Below are 20,113 nucleotides of genomic sequence, written 5' to 3'. Positions count from 1 at the left end.
ACTGATTAGAACAAAAGGATTATTGGAAAACCTGGTTACCTAGAAGTTTAAGAGGTTTTATTGTTGCATTAATAACAGAGTTTTTAGCTCATTCATGTGAATCCTTGGATTCACATGCCTTTTCAGCTCTTGGGCTGAAAGGTAGCCTCAGGTAGCATGAAATTTTTGAGCAATCTAGCTTGCTCCTTTAATTTCATGCTATTGGAGCAAAATGAGCAAAAAAAAGAAACCCACATTTACTGCGGGCCTCCGCCTGGTTATTATTGCTCCATGCTTCCATAAAGCTCTTCTAAAGGCTTTAGCATGATTTGATTTAGTTCACCGATTACAACACTCATGCGTTGCTCAGCTTCCATAAGCTTTGCAATTGTTTCGTGCTGTTGAACTAGGGCTACTTGCTGTTGAGCTTGCTGCACTTCTTGTTCTGAAATATCTTCACCCATCATTTGCTTTTGTTGAAGGGAAAGTTGGATGTTTCGAAAAGATTCAAATAATCTTTTTGCACCCTCATCTGCATTCACTTGGTCATAAAGGCTCTTAAGCTCCTTAAATTCGTCACTCTCACGAATTGCCTTTTCAACACCGTAGGCAACATCATATAAATTCACTCCCATTTTACTACCTCCTTTTCCAATGATTTACTGCGAGCAAAATGGTACTTTTCCACTATAACAAACATTTTCATATAATTCATCCCTATTAGAAAAGCGCAAGGTGCCTGCCAATCGGCGACAAGCATAAGAAAAGCGCTGACAGAAGGTCATTTTACCTTCCGAAGCGATTAGCTTATGACCAGAGAGCCGATGGCGCCTAGAGCTAGACATTGAAAAAACGCGGGTATTTTTTTAACATATTCAAAAATTAGATTTTTGCTTACATTTATTGAAGTAATTGCGCCAAGCCCCCTTGGAATATCCCAATGATTCCTCCAAGCAAGGCACCTAAGTAGGTAATCATTTTGAACTCACGTTTTGAAATACCTAATACCATCTCTTCCAAACGTTCTACAGAAAAAGTGCCAACCTGGTCTTTTACAATTTCCTCTATACGTAGACTTTTCATTAGTTGATCTATGCGATTTGCAACAAAGTCACCAGCCATTTGTATCCCTTTTGGTACTAAGTCATGTAGGATTTGCTCTTTATAAGGCAATAAATAAACCTTTGCAGGAGTCTCGAGATATTTTCTAACAGGGACTATATGGACCGACTGTTCCTTTAGAATAGATAAGATCTTTTCTGAGCCCATTTGCTCTATTACTTTATTGACTTCCCAAGCTTTTACTTTGCTCCATTCCCTTTCTATTAAGGAAGAAATTAATTCCTTCGTTCCAGGGTTACCTAAAAACTTCACAATTTCTGGCTGTATTTTATCCACTAAACTCGTATTTCCTAAAAACATTTGTACCATATTTCCAAGTACTCCTCTGGTCGCCAAAAAGTCATCAATCATCCTTTGTAATCGACGTTTACCTTCTTCACTTTCAAAATACTCAATGCCTTTTTCCGAGATATATGATGCAACATCCGGAAACTTTGATTCTAATTTCGCGAGTAACTCCTCAGGGATCACAGCCCCTATTTCCTTAGTGCCATACTCATTTAGTAGCTGAGTATATTTCTTTTCTATTAACCCTTTGAGCTTTTCCTCAGCGAGTTCATCAAGCTTATGAATTCCTATATATGCTGCTAATTGAATTGGATTCTTTTCGGTAGTTACTACTTTTTCAACTTCTTCTTTTGCCCATCCTTCTATTGCACGTACAAAGCTTTCATCACGAAGCTTTTTCTTAATACTTTCTGGAGTTAAAAGATGGTTTACAACCGTTTTTCCCATCTGAGTTGCAAGCTCATCCCTCCTTTTGGGGATTAATCCTGGAGTAAATGGAAGTCGTTTTCCCCTGATATATATTGCTTTATAAGGTCTAAAAAGCATTTTAATAGCCAATGAATTTGTTATTCCACCAATAATTGCTCCGATTATCATCATAAACAAAATCATTACTAATCCGTTCATACAATCACCCTTTCACATTTCCCATCCTAAGAACAATCATTTACTACAACTAATGAGGGCAATACCCTTGCCCAATAAAGTTATATTCCCATTTATTTCACTCACAGTTTTTTATGTTGTTTCATACGATACGATATCAGACATTCGCCTATTTTCTTTACAAGAAGTTGTGTCCTGTTTCATTTTACCGTCTTATTAATTATAGTGTTTGAACGCCAAGTCAGCAAATGGGGTTATAAATATGACAGAAAAAGTTCTTATAGAGGTCATACCGGTTTCTGATGAACAGGTGTCCTCTTTTCATATAAAAATGAGTGATGTAATCGTTAAGAACCTCGCCCTAGAAAGTTCGAAAGAGATTACACTCATTTGTAGCAGGAATAGTGTCAACGTCGAAATCGTATCTATTAATGAGAGTGAACCTGTTCTTTTAATAAGTGATACCTTATTAAACGAGTTACATTTACCAAGTCAAAGCTTTTCAATTAATCTATTCAAGCAGGCTAAAAACACACTTGAGTTGGGCCCGGTGGTTGGATTATTGACTGAAATAACAGAAAAAGACAACCAAGTATCATTCGGTTCCATTCAGGATTTTTGCAATGAACTTTCCTTATTTGCAAATCAAATCGGGGTTCTGTTTTACGTATTTTCTTTACCTATTTTTCAGAAACAAAATGGATACGTAAATCTAGATGGAACCTGGGTAAAGTCAATTGTCCCCTATCCTCATGTTGTACACAATCGCATTCACTCTCGAAAACGAGAACAATCACCGGTATTCATAAGGTTTACACATGAATTACAACAGAAAAATGTTCCCTATTTTAATGATCATTTCTTAAATAAATGGGAAGTACATGAGATTCTTCATGAAAATGAGCATCTCCATTCGTACCTCCCAGATACCATGCTTTTAACAAGCAAAGAGATTCTCTTCGAAATGCTAGAAAAATATGAATGTGTATTTGTAAAACCAGTTCATGGTAGCCAAGGGAGAAATATTTTCCGAATTCATAAAACGAATCAAGGCACCTATTATCTGGACTATACAACATTTTCTGGCGAAATCGAGACGGTACACCAAAGCTTCTCGTCTTTGTTTCAGTCCTTATACTCACGTCTCAAACAACAAACCTTCATTGTACAGCAATGTATGTCATTACTTTTACTAAATGAGAAACCACTAGACTTCCGAATTCTTTGTCAAAAGCAGGATAGTGAAAAATGGAGACTTACCTCTGCAGTAGCTAGGGTGTCTTCAAAAGATCAATTTGTGTCAAACCTTGCTAGAGGTGGAGAAATTCAGAGGGTACATGATGTACTTGTAGAAAATTTTGACGTGAAACAGATACCACATATAAAAAGATTACTAAAAGATCTTGCACTAGAAGTTGCGTCAATCATAGATTGCACAGCTGATGGAATATTTGCAGAGTTGGGGATTGACCTTGCACTAGATTCATCTGGGATTCCCACGATTATTGAGGTCAATACAAAACCTTCTAAAAATCTAGAACAAGATAAATTGTCTTCTAAAATTCGTCCAAGTGCAAAAGCCATTTTACAACATTGTGTGTTCCTTTCGAATCGTTCGTAATTTGATAAAAATCTTAAACATGAAGGGAGAGAGTTTATTGATATCTTTAGGATTTGTTACTATCTATCCAAATCAAGAAAAAGGGTATGCAACTGAAATTGCCAAACGCGCACCTGATTTTGGAATCCAGTTTTATAGATTTACACCAACCTCAATTGAACCAGGTTCGGAAAAAATTCGGGGTGAACAATACAATACCGAAACAAACAACTGGGATCCTGCTATATTTGATATTCCAACGTACTTATATGACCGTTGTTTCTATACAAATGATGACATTTCACAAAGAAGTCAGCCCATCATGAACTGGCTCAAAAGTCGACCAGGAAACGTCTTCCTTGGTCATGGCCTTCCGAACAAATGGGATATCTACAATGTACTTAGTCAAGATAAAATCTTGTCTCCATATATCCCTACTTCTGAACAAGCTCTTTCTTCTAGTGCTGTACTTCGGGTCCTTATGAAACAACACAAAATTATCCTTAAACCTGAAACAGGTTCTATGGGGAAAGGTATTATTGGACTATTTTTGCACAGAAATTATGCGGAGGCTATTTATAAGGAGTCAAATGAATTATCTAGGAAGCAGTTTACTACTAGAGGAGATGTAAAGAAATGGCTTGATACATTCATTGGCACTCGAGCATATTTAACACAGAGCTACTTACCCTTATATGATGAGAACAAGCGTCCCTTTGACATAAGAATCTTACTTCAGAAAAGTAGTCAAGGTAAGTGGATTGAGCAGGGTCGTGGAATACGTGTAGGGTTGCCAGATCACATTGTGTCAAACCTAGGTGGTGGAGGTGAAACCCATTCCTTTGTCAGTTGGACCAAAAATATGTCTACCCATCAAAAGCAATTACTTGAAGATAATATTCATACAATTATTACAAGGCTCCCCTTTGTGTTAGAGAATCAGTTTACTACTTTATTTGAATTAGGAGTAGATTTAGGTCTTACTAAGGAAGGGGCAATCTGGTTATTAGACACAAACTCGAAACCTGGTAGAAAAGTAATCTTAGAAACAGACCAAACGAAAGAGAACACCCTTTATCGTGCACCTTTACATTATTGTCTTCATTTACATTCAGAAGTTTCTAGTTAATTATGATAATTGATACGCTTTGACCGTGGATAGGAGACCTTCCTTTTAAGTCATAAGACTGTGGTTTATCTTCTCACTTCCGATTCGTCGATAATTTTAGAAATGCATCAAAAGGAGCTGAAAATTTCATGCGAATGCCGCTTCCACTTTCTATAACGACTAATGAGAATGGAAAAGTATATTTACCGAAATCAATCCAACTACAAACACCAATTAGGTATATTTTTTTCGGTACCGCTTCCTGCGAATGTAAGGTAATTCAAGTCGATAAGCAGGAAATCACATTATCTGAGGATATCTATAAATCCCTACAAGTACCATATACTAGCACTACGCAGATTTTTGTCCATGAAGATACCCTCTACATTGGTCCCTTGGTTGGTATTTTCACTGCTGGATTTACTGAATCAATGATTCGACCTATCGGTGAGCGAACTCTCTTTTTCGCAAAGCTACTTGCTCAAGAAAAAGTTGTTGGGGCTTATGTATTTATTTTTGGGGCTAAGCATATTGAGTGGGAAAAAGGAACAATTCATGGACTCTTCCATAATCATAACGGTTGGGAGACAATTGAAATTCCATTCCCAAATGTGGTGTATGACCGATTACCAAATCGGAGAACTGAGAAACATAAGTCATTACGTGAGATAAAGCAAAGACTGCACCATGAATATTTAATTCCTTGGTTTAACCCTGGATTTTTTAACAAATGGGATATTCACCAGCAATTAGAAAGTGATGTCCAAGTAGCCACCTATTTACCTGAAACACATAAGAACCCTACATTTTCCTTAATTGAACGAATGCTCTCTAAATATCAGCATGTTTATATTAAACCTGCAAATGGAAGCCTTGGGTTAGGCATTTATCAAATACTCCTAGATCGTGAAAATGGGGATTATTACTGCCGATATCGTGATGAGGAAGGGAAAAACAGACTACAACGCTTTTCATCAATTGAGGCTTTCATTAATACCCACTTTAGGAATAAACGATTAGAACATTATATCGTACAACAAGGGATACATTTGCTTCGAAAGGATCATAAAACCATCGATTTTAGAGTTCATACAAATAAAGACGAAAAAGGAAAATGGCAGGTAAGTGTAATGGCAGGAAAAATTGCAGGGCGTGGGAGTGTGACGACACATCTAAATAACGGAGGTGTTGTACGCACTCTTAACGAGATATTTCCCAACGATGATGAGTGTAGTAAAATAACTAATTCTTTAAAAGAAGCTGCACTTACCATTAGTCATACAATTGATGCTAGACAAAAAGGTCATATTGGTGAACTTGGTTTTGATTTTGGTGTCGACAAAGATGGATGTGTTTGGTTATTTGAAGCAAATTCTAAGCCTGGTAGATCCATCTTTTCACATCCAAAGTTACGTAAATATGATAAACTTTCAAGCAGACTACCTTTACAATACGCAGTGTACTTAACGGAAACAACTATAAAAACTCCTGAGGAAGTTTTCAGATGATTACGCTGTATTATCACATAAAAAAACAAGAGTGGTTTCAATGTGAAGAACCTAATGGACTTACCTTTGGAAAAACGAAGGATACCGTTTCTTACGTAGGGAGCAAGCCTAAACAATCGCTCCCTTTTCTTGTTAAAAGATTAGGGGATACTGCCGGTCCACTAGTTGGTATTCTTATCGGGTCTAGCGATGAAAACTCATATATTGGAAATCTACCTGTACTTCGCAATCTACTTTTATCCATACAGAAACATGGAGCATTGGGGGTTTTGCTCACACCTGATTCACTTAAAGAAAATCAAATGGAAGCACTCACTTTTTATAAACCTTTACAAAAATGGATTAAACTACGTACTCCTCTTCCCAATGCTATCTATAATCGCATTCCTTACCGAACCATGGAGAAATCACAGAAATTCAAAGAGATTGTGTCTTACTTCAAAGCAAATAAGATTCCTTTCTTCAATCCGTCCTTTTTTTCGAAATGGGATACTTTTCAAATTTTGCAATCAAATGATTACGTAAGGAACTTTCTTCCGGAGACCATTTTATTAAAACAAAAACAGGATCTTGAACAAATGCTAAAAAAACATCGTGAACTCTATATTAAATCCTCCGTTGGGCATAAAGGGATTGGACTATATCGTATCAAATATAACCAAAAAGGGGTTGTCGTGGAGACCATTCATGGAAAACAGAGCTATGCTTCTCTCTCCTCCTTTTGGAATGTGAATAATAAAGTCTTTTCAAACGAGGAGTTTCTACTTCAAAGGTCCGTAGAAGCTGACACATTTAAGGAAAAGCGTTATGATCTGCGTATTTTATGCCACTATGGAGACAAAGGTCATTTTATAAGCGGTATAGGAGTCCGGCTTGCTGGAACAAATGGGTTTACCACTCATGTTCCCAATGGCGGTACCATTCTTCCCTATCATGCATTACGTTCCCGTTTCAATGAAGATACTTTACAACAACTCTGCTTTGAAATTGGAAAAGAGCTTATGAGACAAACCGGAGAATTTATTGGTGAATTCTCAATCGATTTAGGTCGTTCTGTAGATGGAGCCATCTTTATCTATGAAATTAATTCAAAGCCTATGATCTTCGATGAAACACATATAAAAAAGAAAGGGCTTGAAAATTTAACCAAACTCCTTATAATGAAAGGAACAAAAGCATAAGCGCCTTGATAAATGAACGTCCACTAAAAGCTGCCACGTCCTGAGGCAAACGTGGACATCTGCACATCATGTGCAAGTCCGACAAGCATAAGACGAGACGGTGAGAAGGTTGCTCTTTGACCTTCTTGACGGATTGGCTTATGACCTCGAGGGGCTAGGCGCTGGAGCTAGATGTAGATAAACTCATTTATAACTTATCAAAAGGTTGAATTTTATAATTTCCTAAACAAGGAACAAAAGCATAAGCGTCCTCTTAAAAGGCGATGAAGCGAAACCGTACAAATACTACTTAAGGAGAGCAAACAATGATCTCACATTTCCAATGGAAATCGTTATACAATAGCAATAAAATTCCTGGCTGGAGCTTTTCCTTTTACTATAATGGTGCAAAATACAATGGTGTTTACAATAAAGATGGGAGCATTGATTGGCATGGAGATCACCCTGAATTAAAGGTACTTAATGACATCACAAAACAAATTCATGAGCTAATGCTATTTCATGTTTATGAGTAGATAAGAAAAGCGCAAGGCGCTCTCCTATCGGCGACAAGCATAAGGCAAGCGCTGACAGAAGGAGCATTTTGCCTTCAGAAGCGATTGACTTATGACCTCGAGCTGATGGCGCCTAAAGCTAGACATTGAAAACTTCTTGCAGAACTTTATACTTACTTATATTTTAAACAACTACCTGATTATTTTCCCCCCTCTTTCACAAACTAAGTTTCAAAGGAACTTTCGAGAAATCCTCAATTTCTCGAAAAGTGACACTGAAGGAGGTTTTTAGATGAGTAAAAAGAATAAAGAGCGCGATGACCTGCAATACGAGGGTAAAGATGAGGTTTTTATGGATGTGGACCGTTTCATCAATGAAGGTATGTCTGGCGGCAGTGTACATCGTTTTCACGGTCAAACAAATATTGAAGAAGCTCGCGATTTTGTAGAAGAAGATCCACCTGAAGAAATCGAATAGGCCAGGCAATCCATTCTCCTTCTGTTATAATAGAAGGAGAATTTTTGTTTTTTGTAGGAAGTAAACACAATTGAATTGTCGTTATCCCATAGTTGTAGAAAGGATCTAATACAATGATTGAGAAATTAAAGGCACATTTTAATCATGCATTCAAAACTGCTGACACCCCTTTTAATACGGACCAGTATGCTTGGTTTTCAACTGACTCAAAAACCTATTTCGGAATAGAAAAAGACAAACTTTCTTCTAAAGAACTCTCTCTATTAGCTTCATTGTTCACCCCGTATGGAGCACATGTGAATGATATGTCTGATATACAAGCTTTTTGGTATAATTTCTTATTTTTACAGCAAGGTCAGGTTATACCTACCAAGTTCTCATTTACACAATGTCGTTTTATCCAATTTCACACTGATCAACCGATAACAGACAAACTTGAATTTCAAGAGGCCCTTCAGGCACTTTTACCTACAGATACTATCTTTCTATGGGAAAATGATACAAGTGGAGTTCTCATTGAAACAAGGAATGATGAATTAATTGAAGACATTATCTACGAAGAAATCACTGTAACACTGACAAGTGATTTTTACACAGATCTTCGTCTTTTTATAGGACAAACGTATCCACTTTCGGATGATTTGTCTGCCTTATTTAAAACGGAGAAGGAATCGTTCCAAAAGGCTATTCATTTTTTACACAAGCAAAAGGTTTATAAAATTCATGATATATTGCCATTTTTATTACTTGAGAATATGGATAATTCGTTTCGAGATCAACTCAAGAACGTCATCACACAGGAACTCCAAAACGATCAGGAATTCCTTGAAACAATTAAGGTTTTCCTCGAAAGCGACTTAAATGTATCAAATGCTGCGAAACGACTTTATATGCATCGCAACAGCTTGCAATATAGAATTGAAAAGTTCATTGAAAAAACTGGCATTGACGTTAAACACTTTCAGGGTGCAGTCACTACCTATTTAGCCATTTTGACTATTGAGCATTTTTCAGATTCGTAGACATGCACGAAAACCCTTTCATGGTTTTGTGCACTTTTTACATTTACGATTTTGTCCTCTATAAAGTAAACTAAGTTTATCGAAAACGTTTACACTAGGAGGAAGAAAAAATGGCTGAATTAGTACTAGATCATATCTATAAAGTGTATGACAATAAAGTAACTGCTGTAGAAGATTTTAACCTTCATATTCAAGATAAGGAATTTATCGTATTCGTAGGACCATCTGGTTGTGGTAAATCTACTACTCTACGAATGATTGCTGGATTAGAGGAAATTTCTCAAGGGGACTTCTTCATTGATGAAAAGCGTGTGAATGATGTTGCACCTAAAGATCGTGACATCGCAATGGTATTCCAAAACTACGCTTTATATCCACATATGAGCGTGTATGATAATATGGCTTTCGGACTAAAGCTTCGTAAATTCCCGAAAGATGAAATTGATCGTCGGGTAAAAGAAGCTGCAAAAATTCTTGGATTAGAAGAATACTTAGCTAGAAAACCTAAAGCTTTATCTGGTGGTCAGCGTCAACGTGTTGCGCTAGGACGTGCTATCGTTCGTGATGCAAAAGTATTCTTAATGGACGAACCATTATCTAACCTTGATGCAAAGCTTCGTGTACAAATGCGTGCTGAAATTTCTAAACTTCACCAACGCCTACAAACAACTACTATTTATGTAACGCATGACCAAACAGAAGCTATGACAATGGCATCTCGCCTAGTTGTTATGAAAGACGGTATCATCCAGCAAGTAGGTGCACCTAAAGACGTGTACGACAATCCAGAAAACGTGTTTGTTGCCGGCTTCATCGGATCACCTGCAATGAACTTCTTCTCTGGTACATTAAAAGATGGTTCATTTACAATGGGTGATGTAAGTGTAGCTGTACCAGAAGGAAAAATGAAAGTTCTTCGTGAACAAGGCTATGTAAACAAAGAGATCATTCTTGGTGTACGTCCAGAGGATATCCATGATGAGCCTGTTTTCATTGAGTCCTCTCAAGGTTCTAAAATTAAAGCACTTATTGAAGTATCTGAATTAACTGGTGCTGAAACAATGCTTTATTCACAAGTTGCTGGAACAGAGTTTGTTGCTCGTGTTGACGCTCGTACTATAGCTAAACCAGGTGAGACAATCGAGCTAGCATTTGACATGAACAAGTGTCATTTCTTTGATGCTGAAAATGAAAGAAGAATTCGCTAATCTTATAAGTAAAAAGTCGCCAATCGGCGACTTTTTTTATTCCTTTATAAGCTTTATTTCTTGGTTATGGCAATTAACACAATAGAACAAATGAGCACATTCATGATTACTTAGAGTTGATTGAATACCATCAATCTTTTTCATATCATCAATTTGCATGTATGCACTATAATCATCGAAATAATCAATAATGCGTCCTGAATCTTCGAGTTCATTGCCACATTGTGCACAAGAAAAAGATGCATTTTTAAAGCCATTACATAACGGACAAATGTGCATATGGATTTTCTCCCTTTATATTTTATATAGATAGTTTCTGATGAAAGAGTGGTGTTATGCTTCTTATTTTGGAGGAATTAATTGGTAAGAACATTTTCGAATATAATCTTTTAAACGTCACATAATACTTAGTACAAACACAGCAAGTCACAAAGCGCCAACAACAAAAACAAGCAAAACATTATATAGACGGGTTAGCCTAGTGGCTAAGGAAACCCTTATATCTGGTGCAATTCCGGAGTAACCCACCAAAAAAATCTTAGTTTAAGGAGATGAAGGAACATGGCAAACAACAACAGCAACAACAGTAACCAATTATTAGTACCAGGTGCAGAACAAGCTATCGAACAAATGAAGTTTGAAATTGCTCAAGAATTTGGTGTAAATTTAGGTGCTGACACTACATCTCGCGCAAACGGATCAGTTGGTGGAGAAATTACAAAGCGTTTAGTCTCTTTCGCTCAACAATCTATGAGTGGTCGTCAAGGTTAATAAAAATTAAATATTATGGCTAAAGAGGCACCCTTATAGGGTGTCTCTTTGTTTTCAATTTGATGCGTAAACCATGTTGGTCCGAGCCGGCAGTCTATACTAATTATCATTTTACGAATGATATTTAATGAAAATGACGAAGTTTCCGCATGCATTTGTGCCTTGGCTAAAGGTAAACCATTCGCAACATCCAGGTTAAGGAAACTAAAGGTTAAATACGGGCGTTATTTGTAAAATTTACCCTCTTGCGAATGCTATTTAAGAAAAATGACGAGAATTGCATTCGTAAATCCAGGTTTCGCATGCTTTTTTGCCTCGGGCTACGGGTAAACCATTCGCAACATCCAGGTTAAGGAAACTAAAGGTTAAATACGGGCGTTATTTGTAAAATTTACCCTCTTGCGAATGCTATTTAAGAAAAATGACGAGAATTGCATTCGTAAATCAAGTTTTCGCATGCTTTTTTTCCTCGGGCTAAGGGTAAATCATTCGCAACATCCAGGTTAAGGAAACTAAAGGTTAAATACGGGCGTTATTTGTAAAATTTACCCTCTTGCGAATGCTATTTAAGAAAAATGACGAGAATTGCATTCGTAAATCAAGTTTTCGCATGCTTTTTTGCGTTTGGCTACAGGTAAGCCATTCGTATGTAAAACACGGATCCAATACTGATATACATCTAGAAATTTTACCTACTAACGAAGGTGTTCCCGTATAAAGACGAGAATACCTTGCACAAATCAATTGACAGATTCCCCTTTCAAATCAATGTTCTATAACCAATGTTCCAACTTTTGACTTGATTTATTACTTCTGATTGTTGGGATACTAAGTATGAAAAAACTATCTATGGGGGGGCATTCACATTGAAGGATAAATTACAGAATAGTACCGATGAGTTAGCAGCAAGACAATATGACCCTAGTGACTATCAGAAAAACGATCAGCTTTCTTCTGGATTAGCTACTACTCACGAGCAAGTGAGTGATGCTTACATGGAAGGTGAAATCAAAGCGGTTATCGATGATGTAAAGGGTAAGAACATTGAAATTCCAAGGAAAGGCTACGAAGAATAGCCTTAAACAGAATTTCCTTTTAGGAGAGATCCAATGAGTGAAGTAAATCAAATTATCCGGGATATAACAACAAAGGCAAAAGCTACACTATCCACTACATCCCAACTCGTAAAAGATAAACTCAATACTGTTTTAAACAAACCAACTGTTACAATAGATGATCTTGCGCAATATATATCAACCCATCCAGACACTGTATTTGATACAAAAGAATTTCTAGGGTTTCAGTACCATTTTTATCATCTTAAAGTTGCGGACAACGCCTTTTATCTTGAAACAAAGGGTGACCACGGTGACTATATTCTCGACCTATCCGTATCATCACCAGAAGGAACACTTTTTGAATATCACTCATTTGAAAAAAAATATGATGTTGATGAAAAGGTACCGGTTCCTCAAAACTTAGCCCAAATGATCCAGTAAACGAAAAAGGATAGCCCACTGGAAGCTATCCTTTTTTCGTTACTTTTCTATTTCAAGTATCGGTTGATTTACTTCAACATTCACTTTCCTAATACGCCTGTTTTCTACTTCTGTGACCGTTAGCGTAAGATGCAGATAATCAAAGGTGTCACCGACAACAGGAATTTTCTCAAAGGATTCAAAAATCCACCCGCCCAAGGAATGGTGTGAACTTTCAGGTTCATCGATTCCAATCATTTCTGCGAACTCATCGAGTGGTATATCAGCATTTATTTCATAATTATTTTCATCTATTTGAGTTATATATTTTATTTTTTCATCATGTTCATCCCATATCTCTCCAACTATCTCCTCTAAAATATCTTCTAAAGTAAGCAAGCCAGAAGTACCACCAAATTCATCTACAACAATTGCCATATGAGTCTTGCTCTTTTGAAGTTCTGGCAAAAGAGTAGAAATTCTCATGGATTCTACAACGAAGAATGGTTTTCGAATAATGGAGCGAACATTTATATTTTTTTGTTGAACAAGAAGGCTTAAAAATTCGCGTTCAGATAAAATCCCAATAATATTATCAATATTATCTTCGTACACTGGCACTCGTGAAAAACGTTCCTCTAAGAACATATCTCGTATCTTTTCAACAGGATCATTTACTTCTACAGAAATCATGTCTATACGGGGTGTTAAGATTTCTCCGACCAATATATCATTAAAATCTAAGGAACGGTGTACTAATTCTTTTTCCTTATTATCAATAACCCCTTCTTCTTCACTTAAATCAACCATTACCTTAATTTCTTCTTCAGTAAAGGATGGGGAATCATTATCACTTTTAATGATCTTTGCTGCTAGTGACTTTAATAATCCGAATAGATATGTAATTGGAGTAAGTATTTTCATTAATATAAATAATATCCCAGAGACCCGTAATGTGAAGGATTCCGCATTCTCTTTTGCAAAGGATTTAGGAAGAACTTCCCCAAAAATTAAAATAAGTAACGTCATCACAAATGTACTTATTACAAGACCAGTATTCCCACCGACTAGGTCTGATGCGACCTTTGATGCAATTGATGCAGCAGCAATATTAACAATATTATTACCCACTAGTATAGTTGAAAGTGCGTTATCAAAATGCTCTGTAATATAAAAAGCTTTTTTACTTCCTCTGCGCTTTTCATCAACATAATTCTTTAAACGAATTCGGTTAACACTCGAATATGCTGTTTCAGTTGCAGAGAAAAATGCTGATAACATAATTAACAAAACTAACACTATGATGGTACTCAGTGGCAAATCATCCACGAAAATTTCACTCTCCTATAATGTAATTGACTTTGTTTCTTTATTGTGGAAACAATAAGACTAAAGTTTACCTTTTAAATAAATTGGTACTATGATTTTATAATAGCAAACAATTATATAAATGGGAACGATTATCTCTATGTGTGATTCAAATCACACTTTTATATTTTTAGTATGATATAGTACTTATAAAAAAGGGCGGTGATACTTTGGAACAATATAGACTGAATACCTTATTTGAGGAAATAGGTGGTACGGAAACAATTCAACAATTGGTTGATACTTTCTACCCTAAAGTATATAGTGACCCTGATTTAGCTCCTTTATTTGAAGGAGATATAGAGGAAATCAAACGGAAGCAAAGGATGTTTCTCACTCAGTTCTTAGGTGGTCCCACCTTATATAGTAATGAATTTGGTCCCCCAGCTATGAGACATCGTCACATGCCATTTGAAATAACTCCAACACGTGCAAAAGCATGGCTACGCTGTATGAAAGAGGCATTTGATGAAATTGGTCTCACTGATGATATAGCAGAATCCTTTTATAATCGACTTCAGCAAGTCGCAGGAATTATGGTAAATACCGCTGAATAGAACCAAAAAGCAAGTGATCTTCCTTTAAACGATAACATCTCAATTAAAAAAATCCACGAATCCGTGGATTTTTTTATGATTCAATCAACATTGCACCGATAAAGAAAAGTAAAACAAGGGCAGCTGTGATGTTGAATGTTATTGATAATTCTTCCACATTGATTCCTCCTTTTTTACTTTTAGAGTATCATCTAACGTGGAAGAATAAGGTTCATCTATTAGACAGTTTTATGTCAGAAGGATGAATTTTTTGTGAAAAGCTTTGATTCTTCTTTCATAACTTAGCCCAAATATCGATGGTATAAGCTTTTTGCTTCTAAGAGATCCTTTGTACCGTGAATTAGCACACGTCCATCCTTAAACACAACCATTCTGTTTTGTTCCTTACTAAAGGAAAGTAGATAAGGATTTTTTTCTACTTTAGCTCCTTGTGCAAGCAGGAGTTCTTCAAGTCGGTCTAGATCCCGCTCAATTCTTTCACTTGGTCGAATTTGAACAGAATCCCTACCACATAATACAGCTGATTTTGTTTGATTTTCATAAGATAAGTAAGGATAGGTTGGTTCATCGCCACATGACAGACAGCCTGTCTTTTTCACTTTATCAACTTTAATAGCTGTATGCTGATTTTTCCACAAATCAAACGAAACAAGTGTATTCCGTAGTGAGTCATAATCTTCAACGAGTAATTTTAATGCCTCAGTTATCTGATAGGCCACCACCATTTGTACGGCTGGACTAATAATTCCGACAGTATCACAAGTAAGTCCACCAATAGGAACAGTTTCTAACAGACAATGTAGACAAGGTGTTTTCCCTGGTAATATGGCATAACTAATACCGTAGCTTCCAACACACGCCCCATAAATCCATGGGATACTAAATTTTTGTGATACATCATTCAAAAGCATTCTAGTCTCAAAATTGTCGGTTGCATCAATAATGAGATCTACATCTGTAACCATGTTTTCAATATCTTGAACCGAAACATCCATAATGACCGCTTGAATATCAACCTCAGAATTAAGTTCCTCTAAACGATTTTTCGCAGCAATCGCCTTTGGCAAACGATTCATTGCATCTGCTTCACTATATAATTGCTGCCTTTGTAAATTCGTCCATTCGACATAGTCACGATCTACAATTGTTATTTTTCCTATTCCTGCACGAACAAGTCCCTCGGCACTTCCTGTACCTAACGCCCCCGCACCTACAATAAGAACATGCTTATTTCGTATTTTCTGTTGCCCCTTAGCTCCAATTGGGGTAAAGAGTTCTTGACGAGAATAGCGTTCACTCAATTAATAATCATTCCTTCCATATGCGACATTTGGTCAAACTTCCAATAAATGATCCCTTCTGTCATATAATCCTAAAAATATAGTATCACACCATGGTACCATCATTGAAGTACCGTTATTTCGAGTTAAGAGCTTTGAACAATTTTCTAAACATATGGAAAAAATAAGGAAGTAAGATACCCTATACCAAGTAATAGTACAAAATATAGGATAAAATGAATATCGTGTTTAGAAAATGTAAATTCGTAGTAAAATGTTCGTTTGCTATGATTTGAAAAGCGCTTCGCCTCCATCGCAATTGCAATCCGATGAGCTCGTCTGATACTCTGGGAAAGCAAGGGAATTGAATAAGCTTTCAACTTTAAAAAAAGAGATCTACTACCATTTTGATGTTCAACCCCTCGAACTCTCAACGCATTTTGTATGGTTTGGAATTCCTCAATCATAATAGGAATTAACCGTAATCCCGCCATAAAGCTATACGCATATTTTGGAGGCAACTTTATTTGTTGCATAAGAGAATAAAAGAGAAAAACTGGGCGAGTAGTTAAAGCAAACGTCAAGCCTAGCCCCGCAAAGATTATCGCTCGAAATCCAACTAATAAACCTCTATAGAAACTTTCCTCTGTAATTCGAATAAGTCCCCACTCATACCAGATTATGTCACCACTGCCAAAGAGGATCATTGAGGTCGATGTTGAAAGAAATATAAATACAAATGGTAGAGAGAGCAAGGTTATCCTTATAAAAGGATGACCAGTGAAACAAAAAAATAATAGAAATACTACAATAGATACATTGATAGTAAAAGTAAGATCATCTGTGAATAATATAGCTATACATAGGCTAAGTAAAACTAGTAGTTTTACGCTGGGATTAATCCGATAAAGCCACGTTTCCTTACTTGGAAGTTCAAATTGCATGACAGTTTTCCTCCATTAGTTCGTTACAAGGTAACTCATCTCTCCACCTATTTTTCTTCTAGTCGCCTCATCATGGGTTAACTTCCCATTTTCAATGGTCCAAACTCTAGTTGCAAAATACTGCTCAATTTTTTGATCATGGCTTACCATAATAATTGACGCATTATTTTGTCTATACTTTTCTATTAAGGTAAGAAGCGCAAATGTATTCTTAGAATCAAGCCCAAATGTAGGCTCATCCAGTAAAATGATATGTTGGCCCCTTATTAATGAGGCAGCAACACTTAATCTTCTTTTTTGCCCCATCGACAGCTGATAAGGGTGCTTTTCTCTATGCTTTGTAAGATGAAAATTTTCTAGTAGCTCCTCTACCTTTTCAGTTACTTCTCTATGGTTTATCTTATCTATTCGAAGCGTGTACGCTATTTCTTCATAGACCGAGTTAGATACAAATTGAAGTTCTGGATTTTGGAAAACAAAAGTCATTATTTTATTGAGCATTTTTCCATTTTTGATAGATTTCCCTTGTAATTCATAGTGACCGGTTGTTTTAATAAACTGCATAAGGGAATGTAATAACGTACTTTTTCCAGCACCATTTTCACCTTTTACAACAATCCATTCTCCTGGTTCTATGGTAGCATCATCAACATAAATTTTCTCTTGTTTCTCCCTATATCCCTTAAAGTGTTTAATGCTTAATTCTGGAAGATTGCTTTCCTTTTTTGGTTCATACTCTTTCCACCACTCATTATTAGTAACAAACTCTTCCCAAACACCCGGATACCATATCCCTTGCTCTCGCATTGTATTCTTATAATCGGATAAAACTTCTTCCTTATATCCATTAACAATTATTTCTCCTGCCTCATTAAATAGAATGATCTGGTCAATTAACTCGAGAACATGTTCAAGCTTATGCTCCACGATAATCAACGTTTTATTATATCCTACCTCTTTCATTACTTCCCAAATTGCCTTTGTCCCCTCTGGATCCAACATTGCAGTTGGCTCATCCAAAAAAAGAACATCAGGGTCTAATGCTAGTACCGAGGCAATGGCTAACCGCTGTTTCATACCACCAGATAACGCTTGGATTTTTGTGTGAACATTCTCAAAGTCTAGACCAACTTGATGTAACAGCTTCTGTATACGCTCATCCATCTGTTCCCGAGGAATTTGGAGATTCTCAAGAACAAAAGCAAGTTCCTCATCTACATAAGGCATACAGAACTGAGAATCTGGATCCTGAAAAACATAGCCCCAGGTAGGGGGAACTTGTAATCCATCCGCTTTCATCGGTACTTCTTGAGAGTTTGGAATAATCCCACTCAACACTTGAAGGAGTGTAGACTTTCCACATCCCGAAGGTCCAAGAAGTAAAACCTTCTCCCCCTCCCTGATAAAACAGGATAGGTCCTTAAACAATAATGACTCATCTCCTGGAAATTTTAATCGAAGGTTCTCGACATAAGTAATAGGTTTCATTCTCTACACCCTTTTATTGTTGATCAAGTGCATCATACTCGCTACTAGCTACTGGGCGCACAAGGTTTGTCACTCCCGTCATTTCTAAGACCTTTACAAGGTAGTATGCGAAGATACCTGCAAACAAAATAGAACCTAAAAATCTAGCTACCAGGAATAATGTTAGATTCCATGCAGCTAAATCCCCAATTTCACCATAAGCAAAATCCATAATGATTGACCCTAAACAGGAGGATAAAGCTGCTAGTACTACCACAGCAATATTAAATCTCTTGTAACGAAAAGCCATAAATACCATTTCAGCAAACAATCCCTGAACAACACCATAGATAAGAACTGTTAGGCCCCAAGGTGACCCTAAAATAAACTCTCCTGAAGCAGCAGCAATCTCAGCCAAAAGTGCAACTCCTGGTTTACGAATGACTAAATACGCAACTGTCGCTGCAATAAACCACATCCCATACAAAAATTGATCAGCATGTAGCCCTAGTGGTTTTACAAGGTAGTACAAGGAACCCCATAGGATATAAATAACTCCAAAAGCGATCGCAATTACAATGGTTACCAGAATATCGGATAGTTTTAGCCCTTGTCTCATAAGTGTTTCTCCAACCCTTGAACACTTGAAATATGTAATTTCGTTTCTACTGGCCAACATTCTAAACGGTAAGCCATTTCCCAGAAAGAATATTCGTATTGACTACTAATCAGAAAATGTTCTTTCATTCTTTCACGGTCTTCCTCCGTTACTTTTTCAGCTATCTCATTTAATCTATGAATTTGTTCTTCTACAAGGTCTTTAAACCAATCGCCCCCATATGCAGCAATCCATTCTTGATAGATAGGTTCGTCTGGTTTGCACTCTTGTAGTCTCTCGCCAATTTCATAATATAGCCAATAACAAGGTAAAATGGCTGCGATAACATCTCCTAAATGCCCATTGTATGCTGCTCTGTACATATGTGACGTGTAAGCATACGCTGTAGGTGCAGGCTTAAAGTTTCGCTTCTCTTCCTCAGTGATACCTAGTCTCTCTGAAAAGCTTCTATGAAGAGCAAGTTCTGCCTCATAGGTTCCTTGTGCATGAATCGCAAGTCGATTCGTCGTATGTAAATCCCCTGCTTTTGCTGCACCTATTGCTTGAACTTTTGCAAAATGAGTTAGATAATAAGCATCCTGCATGACATAATAGCGAAACGATTCAATTGATAATGAGCCATCTCCAATTCCCTTTACAAACGGATGTTCAAAGCTTGCCTCCCAAATTGGATTTGCCTCTTTGCGAATTCTTTCTGAAAATAACATTACCTTACCTCCCGTTTTTTTTTGACAAAGAAAAACCACCTTCTCGCCCGCAGCGTAAAGAAGGTGGTTTTGGGAAATTATCATACTAAAAAAAGAGACCCATTATCCACTTCCCTACGCTGGTGTCAACCAGATCAGGTTCTAAGAGTCTCAAGGTCATGACTAATCAATCCTCGATCTCAGCCTTTGGATAAATGTCATTTTAACTATGTTCATTAAGATAAGAACAGTTGCAGACATTTACCTTTTTTTAAAGGCACCCCTAGCGGAAAAAACATACTTATTGAATTTTCTTAATTGTAATCATAACATGATAGTTTACATTTTC

At 36.8% G+C, this 20,113-nt stretch carries 21 protein-coding genes and 1 riboswitch; of the genes, 12 read left to right on the top strand and 9 right to left on the bottom strand.

Going from position 1 to position 20,113, the window contains the following annotated elements; translation table 11 throughout:
• Positions 1–260: 260 nt before the first annotated feature.
• A complete protein-coding gene (locus tag ACWNMY_RS16150; protein ID WP_449539289.1) occupies positions 261–614 on the bottom strand; it encodes a YlbF family regulator in 354 nt (117 codons plus the stop codon).
• A gap of 265 nt (positions 615–879) precedes the next feature.
• Positions 880–2,016, bottom strand: coding sequence for a DUF445 domain-containing protein (locus ACWNMY_RS16145; protein WP_449539288.1), 1,137 nt, complete (start codon positions 2,014–2,016; stop codon positions 880–882).
• A gap of 241 nt (positions 2,017–2,257) precedes the next feature.
• On the opposite strand from ACWNMY_RS16145, the gene ACWNMY_RS16140 reads away from it, so the two are divergent.
• From ACWNMY_RS16140 to ACWNMY_RS16105, 8 genes are all read left to right on the top strand, one after another.
• Positions 2,258–3,616 (top strand): YheC/YheD family endospore coat-associated protein, encoded by a 1,359-nt coding sequence (locus ACWNMY_RS16140; RefSeq protein ID WP_449539287.1) that lies wholly within the window; start codon positions 2,258–2,260, stop codon positions 3,614–3,616.
• A gap of 37 nt (positions 3,617–3,653) precedes the next feature.
• Entirely contained in the window at positions 3,654–4,724 is a 1,071-nt protein-coding gene (locus ACWNMY_RS16135) for a YheC/YheD family endospore coat-associated protein (RefSeq protein WP_449539286.1), read from the top strand.
• Between the two features lie 128 nt (positions 4,725–4,852).
• The gene (locus tag ACWNMY_RS16130; protein WP_449539285.1) at positions 4,853–6,211 is read left to right on the top strand and encodes a YheC/YheD family endospore coat-associated protein; all 1,359 of its coding nucleotides are present in this window, start codon (positions 4,853–4,855) and stop codon (positions 6,209–6,211) included.
• Positions 6,208–7,392 (top strand): YheC/YheD family endospore coat-associated protein, encoded by a 1,185-nt coding sequence (locus ACWNMY_RS16125; RefSeq protein WP_449539284.1) that lies wholly within the window; start codon positions 6,208–6,210, stop codon positions 7,390–7,392. The genes ACWNMY_RS16130 and ACWNMY_RS16125 overlap by 4 nt, the downstream gene beginning before the upstream one ends.
• A gap of 305 nt (positions 7,393–7,697) precedes the next feature.
• Positions 7,698–7,907 carry a YheE family protein gene (locus ACWNMY_RS16120; RefSeq protein WP_449539283.1) on the top strand — a complete coding sequence of 70 codons (210 nt, stop codon included), beginning with the start codon at positions 7,698–7,700 and terminating at the stop codon, positions 7,905–7,907.
• A gap of 271 nt (positions 7,908–8,178) precedes the next feature.
• Positions 8,179–8,364, top strand: coding sequence for a hypothetical protein (locus ACWNMY_RS16115; RefSeq protein ID WP_449539282.1), 186 nt, complete (start codon positions 8,179–8,181; stop codon positions 8,362–8,364).
• 113 nt (positions 8,365–8,477) lie between these two features.
• Positions 8,478–9,386: a PucR family transcriptional regulator gene (locus ACWNMY_RS16110; protein ID WP_449539281.1), complete on the top strand. Its 909-nt coding sequence runs from the start codon at positions 8,478–8,480 to the stop codon at positions 9,384–9,386.
• A gap of 110 nt (positions 9,387–9,496) precedes the next feature.
• Positions 9,497–10,594 carry an ABC transporter ATP-binding protein gene (locus ACWNMY_RS16105; protein WP_449539280.1) on the top strand — a complete coding sequence of 366 codons (1,098 nt, stop codon included), beginning with the start codon at positions 9,497–9,499 and terminating at the stop codon, positions 10,592–10,594.
• Between the two features lie 36 nt (positions 10,595–10,630).
• Here the strand turns inward: ACWNMY_RS16105 and ACWNMY_RS16100 are convergent, their stop codons facing one another.
• The gene (locus ACWNMY_RS16100; RefSeq protein WP_449539279.1) at positions 10,631–10,873 is read right to left on the bottom strand and encodes a hypothetical protein; all 243 of its coding nucleotides are present in this window, start codon (positions 10,871–10,873) and stop codon (positions 10,631–10,633) included.
• A gap of 282 nt (positions 10,874–11,155) precedes the next feature.
• On the opposite strand from ACWNMY_RS16100, the gene ACWNMY_RS16095 reads away from it, so the two are divergent.
• From ACWNMY_RS16095 to ACWNMY_RS16085, 3 genes are all read left to right on the top strand, one after another.
• The gene (locus ACWNMY_RS16095) at positions 11,156–11,365 is read left to right on the top strand and encodes a small, acid-soluble spore protein, alpha/beta type (protein ID WP_449539278.1); all 210 of its coding nucleotides are present in this window, start codon (positions 11,156–11,158) and stop codon (positions 11,363–11,365) included.
• An 866-nt stretch (positions 11,366–12,231) separates the two neighbouring features.
• Positions 12,232–12,441, top strand: a complete 210-nt coding sequence (locus ACWNMY_RS16090) for a YozQ family protein (RefSeq protein WP_449539277.1) — start codon at positions 12,232–12,234, stop codon at positions 12,439–12,441.
• 33 nt (positions 12,442–12,474) lie between these two features.
• Entirely contained in the window at positions 12,475–12,864 is a 390-nt protein-coding gene (locus ACWNMY_RS16085; RefSeq protein ID WP_449539276.1) for a hypothetical protein, read from the top strand.
• A 39-nt stretch (positions 12,865–12,903) separates the two neighbouring features.
• Here the strand turns inward: ACWNMY_RS16085 and ACWNMY_RS16080 are convergent, their stop codons facing one another.
• Positions 12,904–14,172: a hemolysin family protein gene (locus ACWNMY_RS16080; RefSeq protein WP_449539275.1), complete on the bottom strand. Its 1,269-nt coding sequence runs from the start codon at positions 14,170–14,172 to the stop codon at positions 12,904–12,906.
• A gap of 209 nt (positions 14,173–14,381) precedes the next feature.
• Here ACWNMY_RS16080 and ACWNMY_RS16075 point away from each other — a divergent pair, with 209 nt between their 5' ends.
• Positions 14,382–14,768, top strand: a complete 387-nt coding sequence (locus ACWNMY_RS16075) for a globin domain-containing protein (RefSeq protein ID WP_449539274.1) — start codon at positions 14,382–14,384, stop codon at positions 14,766–14,768.
• A gap of 281 nt (positions 14,769–15,049) precedes the next feature.
• Here ACWNMY_RS16075 and ACWNMY_RS16070 read toward each other — a convergent pair whose 3' ends face one another.
• From ACWNMY_RS16070 to tenA, 5 genes are all read right to left on the bottom strand, one after another.
• Positions 15,050–16,069: a thiazole biosynthesis adenylyltransferase ThiF gene (locus ACWNMY_RS16070; RefSeq protein ID WP_449539273.1), complete on the bottom strand. Its 1,020-nt coding sequence runs from the start codon at positions 16,067–16,069 to the stop codon at positions 15,050–15,052.
• A gap of 146 nt (positions 16,070–16,215) precedes the next feature.
• Entirely contained in the window at positions 16,216–16,992 is a 777-nt protein-coding gene (locus ACWNMY_RS16065) for an energy-coupling factor transporter transmembrane component T family protein (protein ID WP_449539272.1), read from the bottom strand.
• A gap of 15 nt (positions 16,993–17,007) precedes the next feature.
• On the bottom strand, positions 17,008–18,480 hold the full coding sequence (locus ACWNMY_RS16060) for an ABC transporter ATP-binding protein (RefSeq protein ID WP_449539271.1): 1,473 nt from the start codon (positions 18,478–18,480) through the stop codon (positions 17,008–17,010).
• Positions 18,481–18,493: 13 nt separating this feature from the next.
• Positions 18,494–19,078 (bottom strand): ECF transporter S component, encoded by a 585-nt coding sequence (locus ACWNMY_RS16055; protein WP_449539270.1) that lies wholly within the window; start codon positions 19,076–19,078, stop codon positions 18,494–18,496.
• On the bottom strand, positions 19,075–19,785 hold the full coding sequence (tenA, locus tag ACWNMY_RS16050) for a thiaminase II (protein ID WP_449539269.1): 711 nt from the start codon (positions 19,783–19,785) through the stop codon (positions 19,075–19,077). The genes ACWNMY_RS16055 and tenA overlap by 4 nt, the downstream gene beginning before the upstream one ends.
• Positions 19,786–19,879: 94 nt before the next feature.
• A riboswitch (TPP riboswitch) is annotated at positions 19,880–20,059 on the bottom strand.
• Between the last annotated feature and the right edge of the window lie 54 nt (positions 20,060–20,113).

The sequence above is a fragment of the Ferdinandcohnia sp. Marseille-Q9671 genome (assembly GCF_976954385.1).
The sequence above is the reverse complement of the archived record's forward strand: the minus strand, read 5'-3'. Positions and strand labels throughout refer to the sequence as shown.

What these genes read in the sequence shown, in the direction of transcription:
- ACWNMY_RS16100 (WP_449539279.1), bottom strand. Translation starts at nt 10,873, where the DNA reads ATGCACATTTGTCCGTTATGTAATGGCTTTAAAAATGCATCTTTTTCT.
- ACWNMY_RS16115 (WP_449539282.1), top strand. Translation starts at nt 8,179, where the DNA reads ATGAGTAAAAAGAATAAAGAGCGCGATGACCTGCAATACGAGGGTAAA.
- ACWNMY_RS16060 (WP_449539271.1), bottom strand. Translation starts at nt 18,480, where the DNA reads ATGAAACCTATTACTTATGTCGAGAACCTTCGATTAAAATTTCCAGGA.
- ACWNMY_RS16150 (WP_449539289.1), bottom strand. Translation starts at nt 614, where the DNA reads ATGGGAGTGAATTTATATGATGTTGCCTACGGTGTTGAAAAGGCAATT.
- ACWNMY_RS16120 (WP_449539283.1), top strand. Translation starts at nt 7,698, where the DNA reads ATGATCTCACATTTCCAATGGAAATCGTTATACAATAGCAATAAAATT.
- ACWNMY_RS16125 (WP_449539284.1), top strand. Translation starts at nt 6,208, where the DNA reads ATGATTACGCTGTATTATCACATAAAAAAACAAGAGTGGTTTCAATGT.
- ACWNMY_RS16145 (WP_449539288.1), bottom strand. Translation starts at nt 2,016, where the DNA reads ATGAACGGATTAGTAATGATTTTGTTTATGATGATAATCGGAGCAATT.
- tenA (WP_449539269.1), bottom strand. Translation starts at nt 19,785, where the DNA reads ATGTTATTTTCAGAAAGAATTCGCAAAGAGGCAAATCCAATTTGGGAG.
- ACWNMY_RS16140 (WP_449539287.1), top strand. Translation starts at nt 2,258, where the DNA reads ATGACAGAAAAAGTTCTTATAGAGGTCATACCGGTTTCTGATGAACAG.
- ACWNMY_RS16110 (WP_449539281.1), top strand. Translation starts at nt 8,478, where the DNA reads ATGATTGAGAAATTAAAGGCACATTTTAATCATGCATTCAAAACTGCT.
- ACWNMY_RS16085 (WP_449539276.1), top strand. Translation starts at nt 12,475, where the DNA reads ATGAGTGAAGTAAATCAAATTATCCGGGATATAACAACAAAGGCAAAA.
- ACWNMY_RS16055 (WP_449539270.1), bottom strand. Translation starts at nt 19,078, where the DNA reads ATGAGACAAGGGCTAAAACTATCCGATATTCTGGTAACCATTGTAATT.
- ACWNMY_RS16095 (WP_449539278.1), top strand. Translation starts at nt 11,156, where the DNA reads ATGGCAAACAACAACAGCAACAACAGTAACCAATTATTAGTACCAGGT.
- ACWNMY_RS16105 (WP_449539280.1), top strand. Translation starts at nt 9,497, where the DNA reads ATGGCTGAATTAGTACTAGATCATATCTATAAAGTGTATGACAATAAA.
- ACWNMY_RS16065 (WP_449539272.1), bottom strand. Translation starts at nt 16,992, where the DNA reads ATGCAATTTGAACTTCCAAGTAAGGAAACGTGGCTTTATCGGATTAAT.
- ACWNMY_RS16130 (WP_449539285.1), top strand. Translation starts at nt 4,853, where the DNA reads ATGCGAATGCCGCTTCCACTTTCTATAACGACTAATGAGAATGGAAAA.